The 14,933-nt window shown below is 72.3% G+C and carries 13 protein-coding genes and 1 pseudogene; 7 read left to right on the top strand and 7 right to left on the bottom strand.

The window, feature by feature from the left end:
* Positions 1-52: 52 nt before the first annotated feature.
* The 4 genes and pseudogenes from ACZ67M_RS17085 to ACZ67M_RS17070 all read right to left on the bottom strand — a co-directional run.
* Positions 53-829, bottom strand: a complete 777-nt coding sequence (locus tag ACZ67M_RS17085) for an SDR family oxidoreductase (protein WP_392012966.1) — start codon at positions 827-829, stop codon at positions 53-55.
* A gap of 15 nt (positions 830-844) precedes the next feature.
* Entirely contained in the window at positions 845-2,152 is a 1,308-nt protein-coding gene (locus ACZ67M_RS17080; protein WP_469851503.1) for an MFS transporter, read from the bottom strand.
* Positions 2,153-2,362: 210 nt separating this feature from the next.
* Positions 2,363-2,512 (bottom strand): glycerol-3-phosphate responsive antiterminator, encoded by a 150-nt coding sequence (locus ACZ67M_RS17075; protein WP_469851502.1) that lies wholly within the window; start codon positions 2,510-2,512, stop codon positions 2,363-2,365.
* Between the two features lie 68 nt (positions 2,513-2,580).
* Positions 2,581-2,673, bottom strand: a pseudogene (locus tag ACZ67M_RS17070) (glycerol-3-phosphate responsive antiterminator); the annotation flags it as partial.
* Between the two features lie 457 nt (positions 2,674-3,130).
* Here ACZ67M_RS17070 and ACZ67M_RS17065 point away from each other — a divergent pair.
* Genes ACZ67M_RS17065 through ACZ67M_RS17055 form a run of 3 tightly spaced genes read left to right on the top strand, consistent with a single transcriptional unit; the run spans position 3,131 to position 6,563 of the window.
* Positions 3,131-4,450, top strand: a complete 1,320-nt coding sequence (locus ACZ67M_RS17065) for a uracil-xanthine permease family protein (RefSeq protein ID WP_469852045.1) — start codon at positions 3,131-3,133, stop codon at positions 4,448-4,450.
* On the top strand, positions 4,447-5,856 hold the full coding sequence (locus ACZ67M_RS17060; RefSeq protein ID WP_469851500.1) for an amidohydrolase family protein: 1,410 nt from the start codon (positions 4,447-4,449) through the stop codon (positions 5,854-5,856). The genes ACZ67M_RS17065 and ACZ67M_RS17060 overlap by 4 nt, the downstream gene beginning before the upstream one ends.
* On the top strand, positions 5,853-6,563 hold the full coding sequence (locus ACZ67M_RS17055; protein ID WP_469851498.1) for a sulfite exporter TauE/SafE family protein: 711 nt from the start codon (positions 5,853-5,855) through the stop codon (positions 6,561-6,563). Before ACZ67M_RS17060 ends, ACZ67M_RS17055 begins: the two co-directional genes overlap by 4 nt.
* A 45-nt stretch (positions 6,564-6,608) precedes the next feature.
* On the opposite strand, the gene ACZ67M_RS17050 is transcribed toward ACZ67M_RS17055, so the two are convergent.
* Positions 6,609-7,673: a LacI family DNA-binding transcriptional regulator gene (locus ACZ67M_RS17050; RefSeq protein ID WP_469851497.1), complete on the bottom strand. Its 1,065-nt coding sequence runs from the start codon at positions 7,671-7,673 to the stop codon at positions 6,609-6,611.
* A gap of 84 nt (positions 7,674-7,757) precedes the next feature.
* Positions 7,758-8,660: an SCO4651 family lipoprotein gene (locus ACZ67M_RS17045; RefSeq protein WP_469851495.1), complete on the bottom strand. Its 903-nt coding sequence runs from the start codon at positions 8,658-8,660 to the stop codon at positions 7,758-7,760.
* Between the two features lie 212 nt (positions 8,661-8,872).
* Between ACZ67M_RS17045 and ACZ67M_RS17040 the strand changes: the two genes are divergently transcribed.
* From ACZ67M_RS17040 to ACZ67M_RS17025, 4 genes are all read left to right on the top strand, one after another.
* Complete coding sequence (locus tag ACZ67M_RS17040) at positions 8,873-9,244, top strand: AQJ64_40280 family protein (protein WP_469851494.1); 372 nt, start codon at positions 8,873-8,875, stop codon at positions 9,242-9,244.
* 105 nt (positions 9,245-9,349) lie between these two features.
* Entirely contained in the window at positions 9,350-9,916 is a 567-nt protein-coding gene (locus ACZ67M_RS17035) for a PadR family transcriptional regulator (protein ID WP_392012958.1), read from the top strand.
* A gap of 68 nt (positions 9,917-9,984) precedes the next feature.
* Positions 9,985-11,694, top strand: a complete 1,710-nt coding sequence (locus ACZ67M_RS17030) for an acyl-CoA dehydrogenase family protein (RefSeq protein ID WP_469851491.1) — start codon at positions 9,985-9,987, stop codon at positions 11,692-11,694.
* Between the two features lie 63 nt (positions 11,695-11,757).
* Complete coding sequence (locus ACZ67M_RS17025) at positions 11,758-12,309, top strand: YciI family protein (RefSeq protein WP_469851489.1); 552 nt, start codon at positions 11,758-11,760, stop codon at positions 12,307-12,309.
* Between the two features lie 28 nt (positions 12,310-12,337).
* Here ACZ67M_RS17025 and ACZ67M_RS17020 read toward each other — a convergent pair whose 3' ends face one another.
* Positions 12,338-14,800: an SCO7613 C-terminal domain-containing membrane protein gene (locus tag ACZ67M_RS17020; RefSeq protein ID WP_469851488.1), complete on the bottom strand. Its 2,463-nt coding sequence runs from the start codon at positions 14,798-14,800 to the stop codon at positions 12,338-12,340.
* Positions 14,801-14,933 lie beyond the last annotated feature (133 nt).

Here is a 14,933-nt window from a genome sequence, read left to right as displayed (position 1 = left end):
GTGATCTACCTCTTGGTGTGCGGTGCGTGGGGGAGGGCGGGGCGTGGGGGGTTCAGCGGACCAGGTAGCCCCCGTCCACCGGGAGTACGTGCCCGTTGACGTAGTCCGACGCCCGGGAGGCGAGGAAGACGGTCGCGCCCATCAGGTCCGCGACGTCGCCCCAGCGGCCCGCCGGGATGTGGTCCAGGACGCGCTGGTTGGTCTCCGGGTTCGCCCGCGTCGCCTCGGTGATCTTCGTGGCGAAGTAGCCGGGCGCGATGGCGTTGACCTGGATGTTGTGCTGGGCCAGCTCGTCGCAGTACGCCTTGGTGAAGCCGACGATGCCGTGCTTGGTGGCCGCGTACGCGGGCGACCACTGGCCGCCGAGGAACGAGAACATCGACGCGATGTTGATGATCTTTCCGGAGCGCTGCGGAACCATGAAGCGGATCGCCTCGTGGCTCAGCTCGAACGGGGCCGTGAGGTTGATGTCGACCATCGGGTCCCACTGCTCGCGGCCGAACTCCTCGACCTCCGCGATGTTGCAGATGCCCGCCGAGTTCACCACGATGTCGACCGACCCGAAGGCCTCCGCGCAGCCCTCGACGATCCGCCTCGGCACCCCGGGCCCGGTCAGGTCCGCCTTCATGAACTCCATGCGGCGGCCCTCGGCCTCGATCAGTTCGCGGGTGGTGCCGTCGTCCTCGGTGACGGACGGCACGAACACGTCGGCGCCCGCCTTGGCGAGGGCCAGCGAGAACGCCCGGCCGAGGCCCGTGTTGCCGCCGGTGACGATGGCGCTGCGGCCGTCGAGGGAGAAGAAGTCCCGGTTGAAGTCGGTGATGTCCATGGTGAGTGACCTTCCTCAGAGCGCGGGGGCCGGCTCGGTGGGAGCCGGCGCGGACGCCGCCGCACGCGCGGCCAGCTCCCTGCGGCGGATACGGATGGTGAGTGTGGTGAACAGCAGGCCCAGCAGCGCCGCGGCCAGCAGGAAGACGAACATGGTGGTGTAGCCGCCGCCGCGCTCCGGCACCGCGGGGCTGGCCGACGGGTCGCCGATCCACCAGGCGGCGAGCGACGGCAGGAAGGCGTCCGGCAGGAACGCGATCCCGGAGACCAGGCCGATCACCCCGCCCCGTTCGTTGGCCGGGATCTCCACCTCCCCGACGGTGGCGAAGTACACCCCGCGGCTGGCGAAGACGAACAGGCAGAGCAGGAACATCAGGGTGACGGCGGCCCAGCCGAAGGCCGTGCTGCGCGGCAGTACGAGGAACAGCGCGGCGGCACCGGCACACCCCAGGAACATCCAGCGCAGGAAGCGCGGCGTCGACCGGGTGACCTTGTCGACGACCACACCGCCCGCGGGCCCGGCGGCGAACTGGAACACGTACGTACGGACCACGCCGATGACACCGATCAGACCCGCCGCGATCCCGTAGCGGTGCTCCAGCAGCGGCGAGAAATAGCCGAGCGTGGTGTAGAAGCAGTACATCATCATCACGGTGAGCCCGATGAGCCACGTGTATTTGTTCCTGGCGGCCCGCCACAGCTGCTTCAGCGTGACGGTGCTGGAATCCAGCGCGGCCAGTTTCTCCTTGTCGCTGTCCACGAAGAACCAGATGAGCGCGGCGAAGACGAAGGCGAGTATTCCGTAGAGCCGGATGAGCCACGTGACACCCGCGGCCTGCGTGACGGCCGTCGCCACCAATGCGGTGCCGACGAATCCCACGAGGGTGGAGGTGACGCCGCGCGCGCCTTCCAGGAATCCGAAGAGCCGTCCCTGTTCCGAGGCGTCGCCGAGCATTCCGATGGCCTTGAGCAGAGCCGGCCAGTAGAGGCCGGTGCCCATGACCGCCATAAGGGCGTGCGCGACGAGCGTGCCGGTGTAGCCGGGGGCCTGCGCGATGTACAGATCCAGCACGCCGGTACCGGCCAGACCCAGTGTGACCAGGATCTTCGGCGAGAACTTGTCGGCGAACCAACCTCCCGCGAAGTACATCACGATCGCCACGATGCCGAACACGGAGATGATGTTGCCGTAGTCCTGCGTCGAAAGGTGCAGCGCCTCGGCGGTGGGGCCGAGAAAGACGAAGCGGATGTAGGCGACCTGGAAGATGATGCCGCACGACATCGACAGGATCAGGAATCCGGTCCATTTCCGCGCTCTGTTCACAGTCCACCTCGTTGTGGTTCGCAATCGGGCAACAAAAAAAGAACAGCAACTCTCGACGGGCGAGGAGTTACTGTTCTCTGGTCTCTAGTAACTGCTCCGGCACGGAGGCCGGAGCCGATATGTGATTGTGGCGGCCGAACGGGTGATCAGATGGCCGCAGGGCAAACCTAGAGTGACGCTCGGGCGAGTGTCAAGGGTCCGCCGACGGGGTCACATCTCCCAGACATCGGTATTCGACGAGGCGATCGCGGCGGCGCCCGCCTTGAGCGCGGCGAAAACGTCGTCCCGGTCGCAGACCAGGCCGCCCGCGATGAGCGGCACGTCGATGTCGGCGACGACCCAGGAGATGACCCGCGGCATGCACCCGCCGCCGTCTTCTCCTTCACGTACCGGACGACGATCTCCTTGCCGGCGAAGCCCTCCAGCAGGTCGACGTTGACCAGGACCGTACGGCCGTCCTCCTTCAGCCGGGCCACGATCTCCGGCAGGTCCAGGACCGTGCCGTAGAGCAGGAAGACCACGCGGCAGTCGGAGCGCAGCACGGCCTCCAGGCCCTCCGCGTCCTTGACGCTGGCGACGACCGGGTTCTCCTCCAGGAGGGCGGGCAGTGGTGGGGTGTCCAAGGTGCGCTCCTAGCAGAGGCAGGCGGTGTCCTCTCAGGGTAGGACGCGGACGCGGGGCACCGGCGTCCGGTCACCGGCCGCCGACGGCCACCGTCCTTGACGCGGGCTCGCGGCCCTCCCATACTGGCGGCCAAATCGATTTGGCCAAATCGATTTGGCTCTCCGTCCAGGGCCGGATCGCTGTTCCACCCCGAGCGTGCTGCAGGCCCGAACGGAGTCCAACGTGACCAGTGCCCACCAGAGCCGGCCGCCCCAGGCCGGACGTACCGACCAGCCCCCGCAGGCCCCGCCCCCGGAGCCCGCCGCCGACGCGCGGTCCTCGACCGACGCCGGTGAACGGTCCGGCGTCCACCCCGTGGACGAGTCGCGCCCCTTCCACCGCATCCTGCTCTTCGGCGTCCAGCACGTCCTCGTGATGGCGGCCACGCCCATCTCCGCGATCTTCCTGATGAGCGCCACCCTCGGGCTGGACGACGGCCTCACCGTCGACCTGCTCTCCGCGGCCTTCGTGCTCTCCGGCGTCGGATCCCTCATCCAGTCGCTCGGCCCGTGGAAGTTCGGGCCCCGGCTGCCGTTCGTGATGCTGCCGGGCGGCGCCCCGCTCATCCTCTTCCTGGCCATCGCCGAGCAGCACGGCCTGCCCACCGCCGGTGGTGCCGTGATCCTCACGGCGGCGTTCTGCTTCGTCGTACTGCCGGTGTTCTCGCGGCTGCTGGCCTTCTTCCCCGCCCTCGTCATCGGCACGATGATCGTGATCGTGGGCGTCAACCTGGTGAAGGTCGGCGCGCTCCTCGTCACCGGCCCGCCCGGCTCACCGGGTTTCGCCGACCCCGGCAACCTCGGCCTGGGCATGGCGACGATCGGGTTCACCGTCGTCTTCTACCTGCTCTTCACCGGCGTCCTGCGCCAACTGGCCGTCATGCTCGGCCTGCTGGCCGGCACCGCCCTCGCCGCCGCGACCGGCGCGATCCACACCGGGTCCCTCACCGACGGACAACTCGTCACCCTGCCGCACCTGATGCCCTTCGGCACACCCGAGTTCAACCTCGTCGCCGCGCTGCCCCTGATGCTCTACAGCCTGGCCTCGATGGCCGAGGCCACCGGCCAGACCGTCATCAACGCCGAAGCGGTCGGCAAGACGATCGACAAGCGCACCGACGTCCCGAAGACCGTCCGCGGCGACGCCCTCACCTCGCTCCTGGGCGGCTGCTTCGGCCTGCCCCTCATGGTCACCAGCGGGGAGAACATCGGCATCGTCCGCGTCACCGGCGTCCGCAGCCGTTTCGTCACCGCCGTGGCCGGCGTCGTGCTCGTCGTCATCGGGCTGCTGGCGCCCGTCACCCACGCCATCAGCGCGATCCCGTCCGCGGTCGTCGGCGGCACCGCCATGATCGTCTTCGGCGTCATCACCGTACTCGGCGTCCAGATGCTCGGCCGGTCCGACCTCGACCGGCACACCAGCACCTTCGTCGTCGCCGTCGCGCTCGCCCTGGGACTGCTCCCGATCCTGGTCCCCGGCGTCTACGGCGGCTTCCCGCCGAACGTCCGCATCCTGCTCGAGAGCGGGGTCGCCGTGGGCGCGTGCGTCGCCGCCGTGCTCAACGCCCTCTTCCACCACGTCAGGCCGGGCATCGCCGCGCGGCTGACCAACCCCCGCACAGAAAGCGACCGATGAACCGACTCGACCGCGCCCCCCTCACCGGGCAGGGCCCTCTGCTGCTCGCGCCGGACGCCGTCCTGCTGCCCGAAGGCCCCACCGACGGGTATGCCGTACTGGTCGACGACGGACTCTTCCGCGCCGTCGGACCGGCGGCGGAGCTGGCGGGGGCCCATCCGGGACTCGACGCCGTACGCCTCCCCGGACACCTGCTGATGCCCGGATTCGTGGACGCCCACCACCACCTCACGCAGAGCTTCGGAGCGGCGCTCGCCTTCGGGGAACCGTCGGAGATCTTCCGCCGGGTCTGGGTGCCGCTGGAGGGGGCACTGGACGAGGAGTCGGCGTACACGGCGGCCAAACTGGCCTCCTTCGAGGCGCTGCGCGGCGGTTTCACGACCGTCACCGACGCGGGCACCCGCGCCGACGTCGACGTGGACGTGGTCGCGTCCGCCGCGCGGGACGCGGGCATCCGCTGCGTCCTGGGCCTCGTGTGCAACGACACCGACCGCGAGCCCGGGAGCGACCCCCGGGACGTCCTCGACGACGCCGAGAAGCACCTCGCCCGCTACGACGGCGATCCGCTCGTCCATCCCTCCCTCGCCGTCTCCATCCCCGAGGCGGCCACCGAACGCACCCTGCGCGACACCGCCCGACTGGCGGCGGAGGCAGGCGCCGTCGTGCAGATCCACGTCAACGAACATCTCGCCGGCGTCGAACGGTCGCTCCTGCGCCACGGGCTGCGCCCCCTCGAACACCTGCACCGCGTCGGCGCCCTCGGCCCGCAGCTGCTCGCCGCACACGCCACGCTGCTCACCCCGCGAGAGCTGTCCCTGCTCGCCGACACGGGCGCCGCGGTCAGCTACAACCCGGTCGCCAGCGCCTGGAAGGGCAACGCGGTCGCGGCCGCGACCCACATGACCGAGCGCGGCATCCGCGTCGGCCTCGGCACCGACGGCACCCGCGGCGACGGCTTCCGGCTCGCGGAGGCCGCCGAGTTCGCCCAGCGCCTGGCGTACGGGCTGACCACCGGCGACTCGTCGTGCGGGGCGGGCTGGACCTGGCTGGAGCACGCCACACGCGGGGGAGCGGACGCCGTGGGTCTCGGCGGCCGCACGGGGACCGTCGCACCGGGCAGGGCCGCCGACTTCCTCCTGGTCGACATCGACACGCCCGAACTCGCGCTCTCCTGGGACCTGCCCTGGGAGCTGGTCCGGCGCGGCAACCGCGACCAGATCACCGCCGTCTTCGTCGCGGGACGGCTGCGCATGTGGCACGGCCGCCCCACCGACTGGGACGGTGCCGCGCTGGTGCGACGCGCGGCCGAACTGGCCCGGGCGGCGGTGGCCAGGGCGGGCGTCGTGCGGGCGCACCCCACCTCCACCGAGGCTCGGGCACGGCACGAGCGGACGGTGATCCTGTGAGCTGGCCCGCGCTGGTCACCCTGGCCGTGACGGTGGCCGTCGCCGCCTTCGTCCAGGGCAGCAGCGGACTCGGCTTCGCGCTGGTCGTCGCGCCCGTGGCAGGCATCCTCGCCCCCGGTCTCGTGCCGGTGTTCGTCCTGGCCGCGATGATCCCGCTCAACCTGTACGTCGCCTGGAGGGAACGGGCGTCGCTGGACCTGCGGGGCGCCGGCTGGATCACCGGGGCGCGGCTCGCGGCCACCCCCGCGGGACTGGCGCTCCTCTGGCTGATCCCGGAGCGCAGCCTCGGCGTGTTCGTCGGGGCCGCGACCGTGCTCGCGGCCGTGGTGAGCCTGGCCGCGCCCGTGTTCACTCCCGGCCGGGCCGCCTATCTGGGCGCGGGCGCCGTGACGGGACTGACGGAGACGGCTACCGGCGTCGGCGGTCCGCCGCTCGCGCTGGTCTACCAGCACCGCTCACCGGCCGAACTCCGCTCCACCGTCGCCGCTTGCTTCCTCGTGGGGGAGGTCGCCTCCCTGGCGCTGCTGTTCGCCACGGGGAAGGCGGAGTCGTCCCAGCTCGGCTGGGCGGCGGCGGCGCTGCCGGCGATCGCGCTGGGGGCCGGGCTCAGCCGCCTGGTGCACCACCGGCTGGACGCCCGCAGGATGCGACTGTTCGTGCTGGTGTTCGCGCTGGTCTCCGGGGTCGTCCTGCTGCTGGGCTTCTGAACGGGCCGGGCCGGGACGGCGGGTGACGGAGAGGACGGAGGGGCGTCAGTCCTTCCGGTCCCGGTCCCGGTCACCGCCCCGGTCCCGTACCGACGAGGCGCGGGCGATCACCGCCGGCTCCGGGGACACGGCCACTGTCGGGGTGGTGGTGTCCCCGCGAAGCCTCCGCAGCAGCAGCTCGACGGCAGCCGACGCCGCCTGCTCCAGGTGCAGGTCCACCGCCGTCAGGGGCGGTTCGCAGGTGCGGGCGCGCAGTCCGTCGTAGCGGGTGGCCACCATGACGTCTTCCGGAACGGACCGCCCGCTGTCCCGGACGGCCCGGACCGCGCCCACGGCGAAGGCGTCGACCATCGCGCACACCGCGTCGGTGCCGGGGTGTTCGGCGAGGAGCGTGGCGCAGGCCTCGTAGCCCGCCTGCTCGCCACCCGACTCGGCGACCCGCGCCACGACCGGGGGCCAGCCCCACTCGCGCGCCATGTGCTCGTAGGCGGCGACCGCGTCCACGGACGAGTGCCGGGAGCCCGAGCCCACCATCAGCGCCGGCCGGGTAGCACCCTGGTCGTGCAGGTGCCGCAGCAGCAGCTCGGTCACCCGCGCACCGCGCAGATCGACGTACGGGACGCCCTCGTCCGGTGCCATGGGCCTGCCGAGCGCCACGTACGGCAGCCCGCGCTCGCGCAACTGCGCCGCGGCGGCGTCCTCGGTGTCCGGCTCGACCACGATGGCCCCGTCGATGTCCACGGAGTACAGCGCCGACCCCGACTGGACGGGCGGTACGAGCACGAGCGCGAAGCCGTGCGTGAGGGCACTCTCCGCGGCCGCCGCCGCGACCTCCATGTAGAAGCCGAGCCGGGACGGGCCGCCCGCCACGGCGAACGGCATCGAGGACGCCAGCGCGATCGCCTTCGCCTCTCCGCGGCGCAGCCTCTGGGCCCGGAGGTTGGGCCGGTATCCCAGCTCCGCGGCCGCCTGCCTGACGCGTTCCCGGGTGCGGGGGTCGACCTTCCCCAGCCCGTTGAGGGCGTGGGACACGGTGGTCCGGGAGACCCCCGCGACGCGGGCGACGTCGGCGATGGTGGGCTGTCTCGGGCCGGAGGCGGAAGCGGTCATCCGCGCGGACTCTCCTCGCTGGCGGGGAAGGGCGTACCCGTCCATCTTCCCCGACGGCGCCGCTCACCGGGAGTTCGGCCGCGCTCAGCCCTGCTGCGCGGCGCCCTCGAGGGCCTTGCCGGTCATGTCGGTCACCTCGGCGGCGGGGGGCGCCTCGGCGTCTACCTCGGTGCCGAAGTCCGAGAAGTTCATGACCGTGCTCATCTTGAGTTCCTTGGGCGACGAGCCGCTGTCGGGCTTCGCGGAGGCGGAGGCCGGTGCCTTGACGGTCATGTCGATCTGCTGGCGCCGCAGCCGGCCGTCGTCGTCGAGCCAGACCTGCATCGGCAGCGTCGGGCCGAGCTGCTGGCGCATCAGTTCGCCGCCGGGCAGCTCGGCCACGTCGACCGACACCCGGTAGTGGGTGGTCTCGGCGCCGTCGATCTTCTCGGTACCGACCTTCTCGACGTCCTTGTCGGTGATCGCCTTGGCGTAGGCGGCGGTCTGGGCCGGGTCGCCGAGCTGCTGACTGCCCAGGCCCTGCTGCTGGGCGACCTTCTTGAGGTCGATCTTGATCCAGGGTTTGCCGCCCGCGTTCTGCCCGGGCACCTTCTGGTACAGGACCTGGTCGACGACGCGCTGCTCGATCTTCTTGTTCTGGGCGGTGACGGTCATCACGCTGTTGCCCTCGGCGAGGTCGAGCGTGCCCTCGCCGTCGGTCGCGATCCGCTGGTCGCCGGCGGTGAGCTGCATGTCGATCGTCATGCGCGCGGACCCGGCCTCGGCCGTCTTGTCGTAGGCCGCCCGGACCGCCTTCGTGTCCTGCCCCTGGCCGCCCTCGCCGGAGCCGCCGTCGCTCGCACTCGAACTGGCGCTCGCCGACGCGCCCTTGTCCTTGCCCGTGTCCTCGGCCTGCGGGTCGCTGTCGCCCCCGCATCCCGCCAGCACCACGCTCGCCATGACGGCGGCGGTGCCGATCGCGCCGGCCCTCATCCCCCTGCTGCGCATGTGAATCCCCTTCTCCTCAACGGCTCTCGGCCGCCATCACCCGGCGTCCGGCTTTCGAGCCGAATGCCCGTGATGAGGCTCAACACGCCCATTGCTGCGTTGTTTTGCGGATGGGACGGGCCGGCAACCTCAGCGGCCGTCGAGCGGTCCTGTCGAAGGGGGCCGGCGGTGGAGGAAGGCCGGCCGGACGACAGCCTGGAGCGAGGGTGGAGATGACGGATCCGCACACGGTGACCTGGGTCGACGTACGCGAGCGGCTGCCGCGCGCCGGTCACCCCGTAGCGGCGGCGATCACCGGACGGTATCCGGCCGAGGTCACCGCCGATGCCGTCACCGCGCGACGGCAGGAATTCTGGCTGGTGAGGACCATGTACTTCACGGACCGGCACCACACCGAGGACGGCGAGGTGCACCGCGACTGCTTCGTCGACTCCGACGGCGTCGTGCGCTTCCCCCACGACCCGGACAGCGACGACAGCGTGACCCACTGGGCCGAGCTGCCCACCCTGCCCGGCCAGGCGACCCACCTCCTGCTCGGCGACGACGTGCGGCCGGCCCTGCGGAAGGCGTGGAACATGCGCTGAGGCGCCGGGTCCAGTGGTCCGGCACGATCGCCCCGGGGGGTGAGGCGTGTCTCATCCGGACCTGCCGCCTTGTCTATGCAACAAGTTGCATAGCAGGATCGGGGCATGGCGCTCGAACACGCGATCCTCGTCTCGCTGCTGGAGAAGCCGGGCTCGGGCTACGAACTCGCGCGCCGGTTCGAACGGTCCATCGGGTACTTCTGGACCGCGACCCACCAGCAGATCTACCGCGTCCTCGGACGCATGGAGGGTGGCGGCCTCCTGCACGTCCGCGACGTCCCGCAGCAGGGGCGGCCGGACAAGAAGGAGTACTCCGTGGCGGCCCCCGGCCGTGTGGCGCTCTCGGCATGGCTGCACGAGCCGATCGAACCGGAGAGCGTACGCCACGAACTCGCCGTCAAGATCCGCGGAGCCGCCTTCGACGACCCGACGGCACTGCTCTCCGAGGTCGAGCGCCACCGAAAGGCCCACGACGACCGGCTCCGGCGCTATCTCACCGGCGAGCAGCGGGACTTCACCGGCCCCGAAGCACCCGGCCCCCTGGACGCCGGCCAGGAACTCCAGCACGTCGTCCTGCGCGGCGGCATCGCCTACGAGCGCATGACCATCGCCTGGCTCGACGACGTCCTCGACACCCTCCACCGGCTCCACGCCGGGAAGCCCCGCGCCTGAACACCCGGCGCCCCCGCCGCACCAGAACCACGTCAGTTCGTCCGACCCGCTCCGGAAGGCAGCCCCTCATGGCCGACCAGTTCCTGTTCAACCCGCTCACCTACGACCCGGCGCACTTCGACCCGGAGACGCGCAGGCTGCTGCGCGCCACGGTCGACTGGTTCGAGGCGCGCGGCAAGCGCAGGCTGATCGAGGACTACCGCTCACGCGTCTGGCTGGAGGACTTCCTCGCCTTCGCCGCGAAGGAGGGCCTGTTCGCCACCTTCCTCACCCCCGCGGCGGACGGCGACCGGCCGGACCAGCGCTGGGACACCGCCCGGATCGCCGCCCTCAACGAGATCTTCGGCTTCTACGGCCTCGACTACTGGTACGCCTGGCAGGTCACCATCCTCGGCCTCGGCCCGGTCTGGCAGAGCGACAACGCCGCCGCCCGCGCCCGCGCGGCCGAACTCCTCGCCCGGGGTGAGGTGTTCGCCTTCGGCCTCTCCGAGAAGAGCCACGGCGCCGACATCTACTCCACGGACATGCTGCTGGAACCCGACGGCAGGGGAGGTTTCCGGGCGACCGGCTCCAAGTACTACATCGGCAACGGCAACGCGGCCGGACTCGTCTCGGTGTTCGGCCGCCGCACGGACGTCGAGGGCCCGGACGGATACGTCTTCTTCGCCGCCGACAGCCGCCACCCGGCCTACCACCTGGTCAAGAACGTCGTCGACTCCTCCAAGTACGTCAGCGAGTTCCGGCTCGACGACTACCCCGTCGGCTCCGAGGACGTCCTGCACACCGGACGGGCCGCCTTCGACGCCGCCCTCAACACCGTCAACGTCGGCAAGTTCAACCTGTGCACCGCCTCGATCGGCATCTGCGAACACGCCATGTACGAGGCCGTCACCCACGCCCACAACCGCATCCTGTACGGCCGCCCGGTCACCGCCTTCCCTCACGTGCGGCGCGAACTGGTCGACGCCTACGTGCGCCTCGTCGGCATGAAGCTGTTCAGCGACCGCGCCGTCGACTACTTCCGCACCGCCGGCCCGGACGACCGCCGCTACCTGCTGTTCAACCCGATGACCAAGATGAAGGTCACCACCGAGGGCGAGAAGGTCATCGACCTGATGTGGGACGTCATCGCCGCGAAGGGGTTCGAGAAGGACACCTACTTCGCCCAGGCCGCGGTCGAGATCCGGGGTCTGCCGAAGCTCGAGGGAACGGTGCACGTCAACCTCGCGCTGATCCTCAAATTCATGCGCAACCACCTGCTCGACCCGGTCGACCGTCCGCGGGTGCCCACCCGCCTCGACGCGGCCGACGACTCCTTCCTCTTCCGCCAGGGCCCGGCGCGGGGACTCGGCTCCATCCGGTTCCACGACTGGCGCACGGCGTTCGACGCCTACGCCGGGGTGCCCAACGTGGCCCGGTTCCGCGAGCAGGCCGACGCGCTGTGCGCGTTCGTGACGACCGCCGCTCCCGACGAGCGGCAGAGCCGCGACCTGGACCTGCTGCTCGCGGTCGGCCAGCTGTTCGCCCTGGTGGTGCACGGCCAGCTCATCCTGGAGCAGGCGGAGCCGGCCGGCCTCGACGAGGACGTCCTCGACGAGCTGTTCGCCGTGCTCGTGCGCGACTTCTCGGGCCACGCCGTGGAACTCCACGGCAAGGACTCCGCCACGCAGGAGCAGCAGAACTGGGCCCTCGGGGCCGTCCGCCGCCCGGTCGTGGACGAGGCCCGCTCGGCCCGCGTCTGGGAGCGGGTGGAGGCACTGTCGGGCGCCTACGCCTGACGGGCGTACGACGGGGGCCGGGCCGGTGGTGGCGGCCCGCGCCCGGTGATGAACACTGGGCGCATGGAGTTCTTCTGCCACCACCGCGACCGGCCCGGCTCCCTGACGCTGCGTCATGAGCTGCTGGAGGCGCACTGGTCCTACATGGACGGGTACGCGGAGGAGATGATCGCCCGCGGTCCCACCTTCTCCGGCGATGGCGAGGCTCCCACCGGCAGCGTGCACATCCTCGACCTGCCGGACTCCGCCGCGGCCCGCGCCTTCGCCTTCGACGAGCCCGGGTACCAGGCGGGTGTGTACCGGGACGTGCTGCTGCGCCGGTGGCGGAACCTGCTGGGGCGCACCATGTGGGACTTCCCCGGTGGGCCGACCGACGGCAACCGGTACCTCGTGCTCGGCCTGGGCTCCGGGCGGGCGGCCGACCTCGCCGTGCCGCCCGCCCGGGACGAGCTGATCGCTTACGGCCCCCTGCTCTCCGACGACGGCGCCGGCTGGCTGGGCACCGCCGCGCTGGTGCGGGCGCCGGACGCGGACGCGGCCCGGTCCTGCCTCACACGGGACCGGTACGCCGACATCGAGGTGCACGACTGGCAGTTCGGCGGGCGGCCGACCTGACCTCGGCAGAGGCCCCGCCGGCCACGTCTCAGTGCAGCCGGCCCAGCGCCTCCCGCACCCTGCGCGCGTCCCGCAGCCGCTGTTCGTAGGTCGCGCCCAGTACGAGCAGCACCACACCGGCGAGGGCCGGAGGCACCCAGCGGGGCAGCGCGTCGACGGCCTGGGCGATGTACGGCGCGAGTTCGTGCAGCGCCACCAGCGCGAGCGTGGCCCCGCCGAGCAGCAGCGGCGCCTGGAGCCGGTTCCGGGCACCCGCCAGAGTCACCGCGAGGCAGGCCGCGCCGAGCAGCAGCGGGCGCGTCCAGTGCGGGTCGCCCCAGGTAGCGAACAGGCTCGGCGCCAGAGTGACGGCCAGCGCGGCACCGTACGCCGTCCACGAGGAGACCGCCGGCTCGCGGCGCCGGCGCAGCAGGCCGACGACGAGCGCCGGCACGGTCACCGGGAGGGTGTAGGCCTCCGGCGTCGTGACGTCCCAGGCGGCCAGTCGGACCCAGGCCGCCAGCAGGAACAACGCGGCGGCCGCGTGACCGGCCGGGCGGCGGTCGGCGCGCAGCGCGGTCCCGGCGGCGACGACCCCGCAGAGCGCGAGCACCAGGGCCAGTGTCGGCAGGTCCGTCACGGCGAGCGCGAGCGCGAGTACCCCCGCGGCCGCACCGGCTCCCTCGACCGGCACCGTGGTCCGAGAACCTCCGCCCAGTCGTGCGGCGACCAGGGCGGTGACGGCGGGCACGACGACGACCAGCAGCGCCGTGTGGTGCGGCCGCCATCCGGCGGACGCGCCGACCGCGCACGCCAGCGCCGCGGTGTACCCGAGCGCGGCGGGGGCGGCGAGCGGACCGAGCGCCGGGCGGAACCCGGCCGCACCGAACAGGACCGCCAGCGCCACGAGCACACCGAGCGTCGCCGACTCGGAGGCCAGCGAGAGGAAGGCGAGGTGGACCGAGGTGACGAGGGCCAGCAGGAGGGCCGTGAGGGGCAACGGCGACGCCTCGGCGGCGGTACGCCGTGCCCACTCCGCGTACCCCAGGGCGGCCAGGACCACGGTCCCCTGCGACACCAGACCCGCCCCGTAGGGCAGTTCGAGCACCACCGGCAGCACGAACACGGCCGCCCACCCCAGGACGAGCCCGCCCACCGCGGTCGCCGGCCGCTGGATCGCGCGCCGCTCGGCCACCACCAGCACCACGGCGAGGGCGGCGAGCACGAGCGGCACGGTGCCCGCGTACGGGGGCCAGGGCATGTGCGTGAACACGGCGTCCCGCGCGTCCCCCGGCACACCGGACCACGGCCGCTCGACCCCCGCGACCGGACCGAGAAGGGTCCCGGCGAACAGCGGGAGGGTCCACAGCAGGGAGATCCCCTGGACAGCCACCGAGGCCCACACCAGCCCCTGACGAAGCGGTTGGGGGAGCGTTGTGCGGACGACGGCGAGCAGGGCCAGTGCGCAGGCCAGGCACCCGGGCACCGTCCACTCGGCGGGCACCGAGACGCGCAGCACCCCGCCCGCCCCGGCGACCACGCACAGTCCGGCGGCCAGTGCCGCGCCCAGCCCGACGTCCGCCCTCGGGGCGAACCCGCCGGCGAGCAGCGCGACCACCGCGGCGAAGACCAACAGCGCCGCCGCCCGCGCGGCCTCGCCCGGATCGGCCGCGGTCCAGCAGAGCCCGCCGGCCGCGAGGACACCGACGGCACCCGTACTCAGCGCCCCGACGACCGCGACCAGGCGCACCGGCACGAGCGCGGTTCGCAGGGCGAGCGCGGTGCCGCCCGAGGCGGTCACCAGCAGCACGGCCGTGAGCGTGTGCGCGCCCGCGCCGACGGCGACCGTCCACAGCGGCAGCGGCAGGTGCGCGGTCCCCACGGCGAGGGGGAGCGGCAGCCGGAGCGTGAGGCGCACGCCCTTCGTCGCCGAGCCGTCCTCCGCCACGGGGCGATCCGCGGCCGGCGGCACGAGTGCGCCGGTCGCCGTGCCGTAGGCGGCCCACGCCGCAGCCAGCACGGCGGAGGCGACAGCCGTGTACGCGAGTCCGTCCGTCCCGGTGAACGCCACCTCGTACAGCGCGTACGCGTCCAGCGAGGTCAGCGCCAGCCCCAGCCCCGCCACGGCCTCGGCGGTCGACCGCAGCCCGCGCCGCAGCAGCACCAGGGGCGCACCGAGTGCTCCCACGGTCAGCGCACCGAGCACCAGGCCCCGCCCGGTGATCCCCATGTGGCCCCAGCTGACCAGGGTGAACGCGATCGCGGCGATCGTCAGCAGGACCCCGCCGAGGACCAGCAGCACGTTCTGCACACCGGGCGCCGTGGCGTCGGGTCCGGGCGCCGGGACGGGACCCGGAGCGGCGGCCCGCCACACCGGTGGGGCGGCGGACGTCCGCAGGGTGTGGATCAGCCACTCGCGGCGGCGCAGCAGGACGGCACGGCGGGCGTCGAGCTGCCGCAGCTCGGCGTCGAGGAACCGCAGTTCCTCGGCCGGGGGCGGGAAGTTCGTCATGCCTCGCAGTGTGGCCTGGGCCACGTCGCCCGGCATGAGCGCGGATACTCAGCCCGTACTCAGGTACCGGCCGGTCCGGTCCCCTCGTGTCACCGGCGCTCTCCCGGGCACCCGGCAACCGTCAGGTTCACGA

The organism is Streptomyces sp. NPDC107500 (assembly GCF_055582785.1).
Note: the sequence above shows the minus strand (reverse complement) of the source record. Positions and strands in the feature narration are given on the sequence as shown.

Excerpts from the sequence above, each read along its gene's own strand:
- ACZ67M_RS17085 (WP_392012966.1), bottom strand. The coding sequence starts at position 829 with ATGGACATCACCGACTTCAACCGGGACTTCTTCTCCCTCGACGGCCGC.
- ACZ67M_RS17075 (WP_469851502.1), bottom strand. The coding sequence starts at position 2,512 with ATGCCGCGGGTCATCTCCTGGGTCGTCGCCGACATCGACGTGCCGCTC.
- ACZ67M_RS17060 (WP_469851500.1), top strand. The coding sequence starts at position 4,447 with ATGAACCGACTCGACCGCGCCCCCCTCACCGGGCAGGGCCCTCTGCTG.
- ACZ67M_RS17050 (WP_469851497.1), bottom strand. The coding sequence starts at position 7,673 with ATGACCGCTTCCGCCTCCGGCCCGAGACAGCCCACCATCGCCGACGTC.
- ACZ67M_RS17045 (WP_469851495.1), bottom strand. The coding sequence starts at position 8,660 with ATGCGCAGCAGGGGGATGAGGGCCGGCGCGATCGGCACCGCCGCCGTC.
- ACZ67M_RS17040 (WP_469851494.1), top strand. The coding sequence starts at position 8,873 with ATGACGGATCCGCACACGGTGACCTGGGTCGACGTACGCGAGCGGCTG.
- ACZ67M_RS17035 (WP_392012958.1), top strand. The coding sequence starts at position 9,350 with ATGGCGCTCGAACACGCGATCCTCGTCTCGCTGCTGGAGAAGCCGGGC.
- ACZ67M_RS17030 (WP_469851491.1), top strand. The coding sequence starts at position 9,985 with ATGGCCGACCAGTTCCTGTTCAACCCGCTCACCTACGACCCGGCGCAC.
- ACZ67M_RS17025 (WP_469851489.1), top strand. The coding sequence starts at position 11,758 with ATGGAGTTCTTCTGCCACCACCGCGACCGGCCCGGCTCCCTGACGCTG.
- ACZ67M_RS17020 (WP_469851488.1), bottom strand. The coding sequence starts at position 14,800 with ATGACGAACTTCCCGCCCCCGGCCGAGGAACTGCGGTTCCTCGACGCC.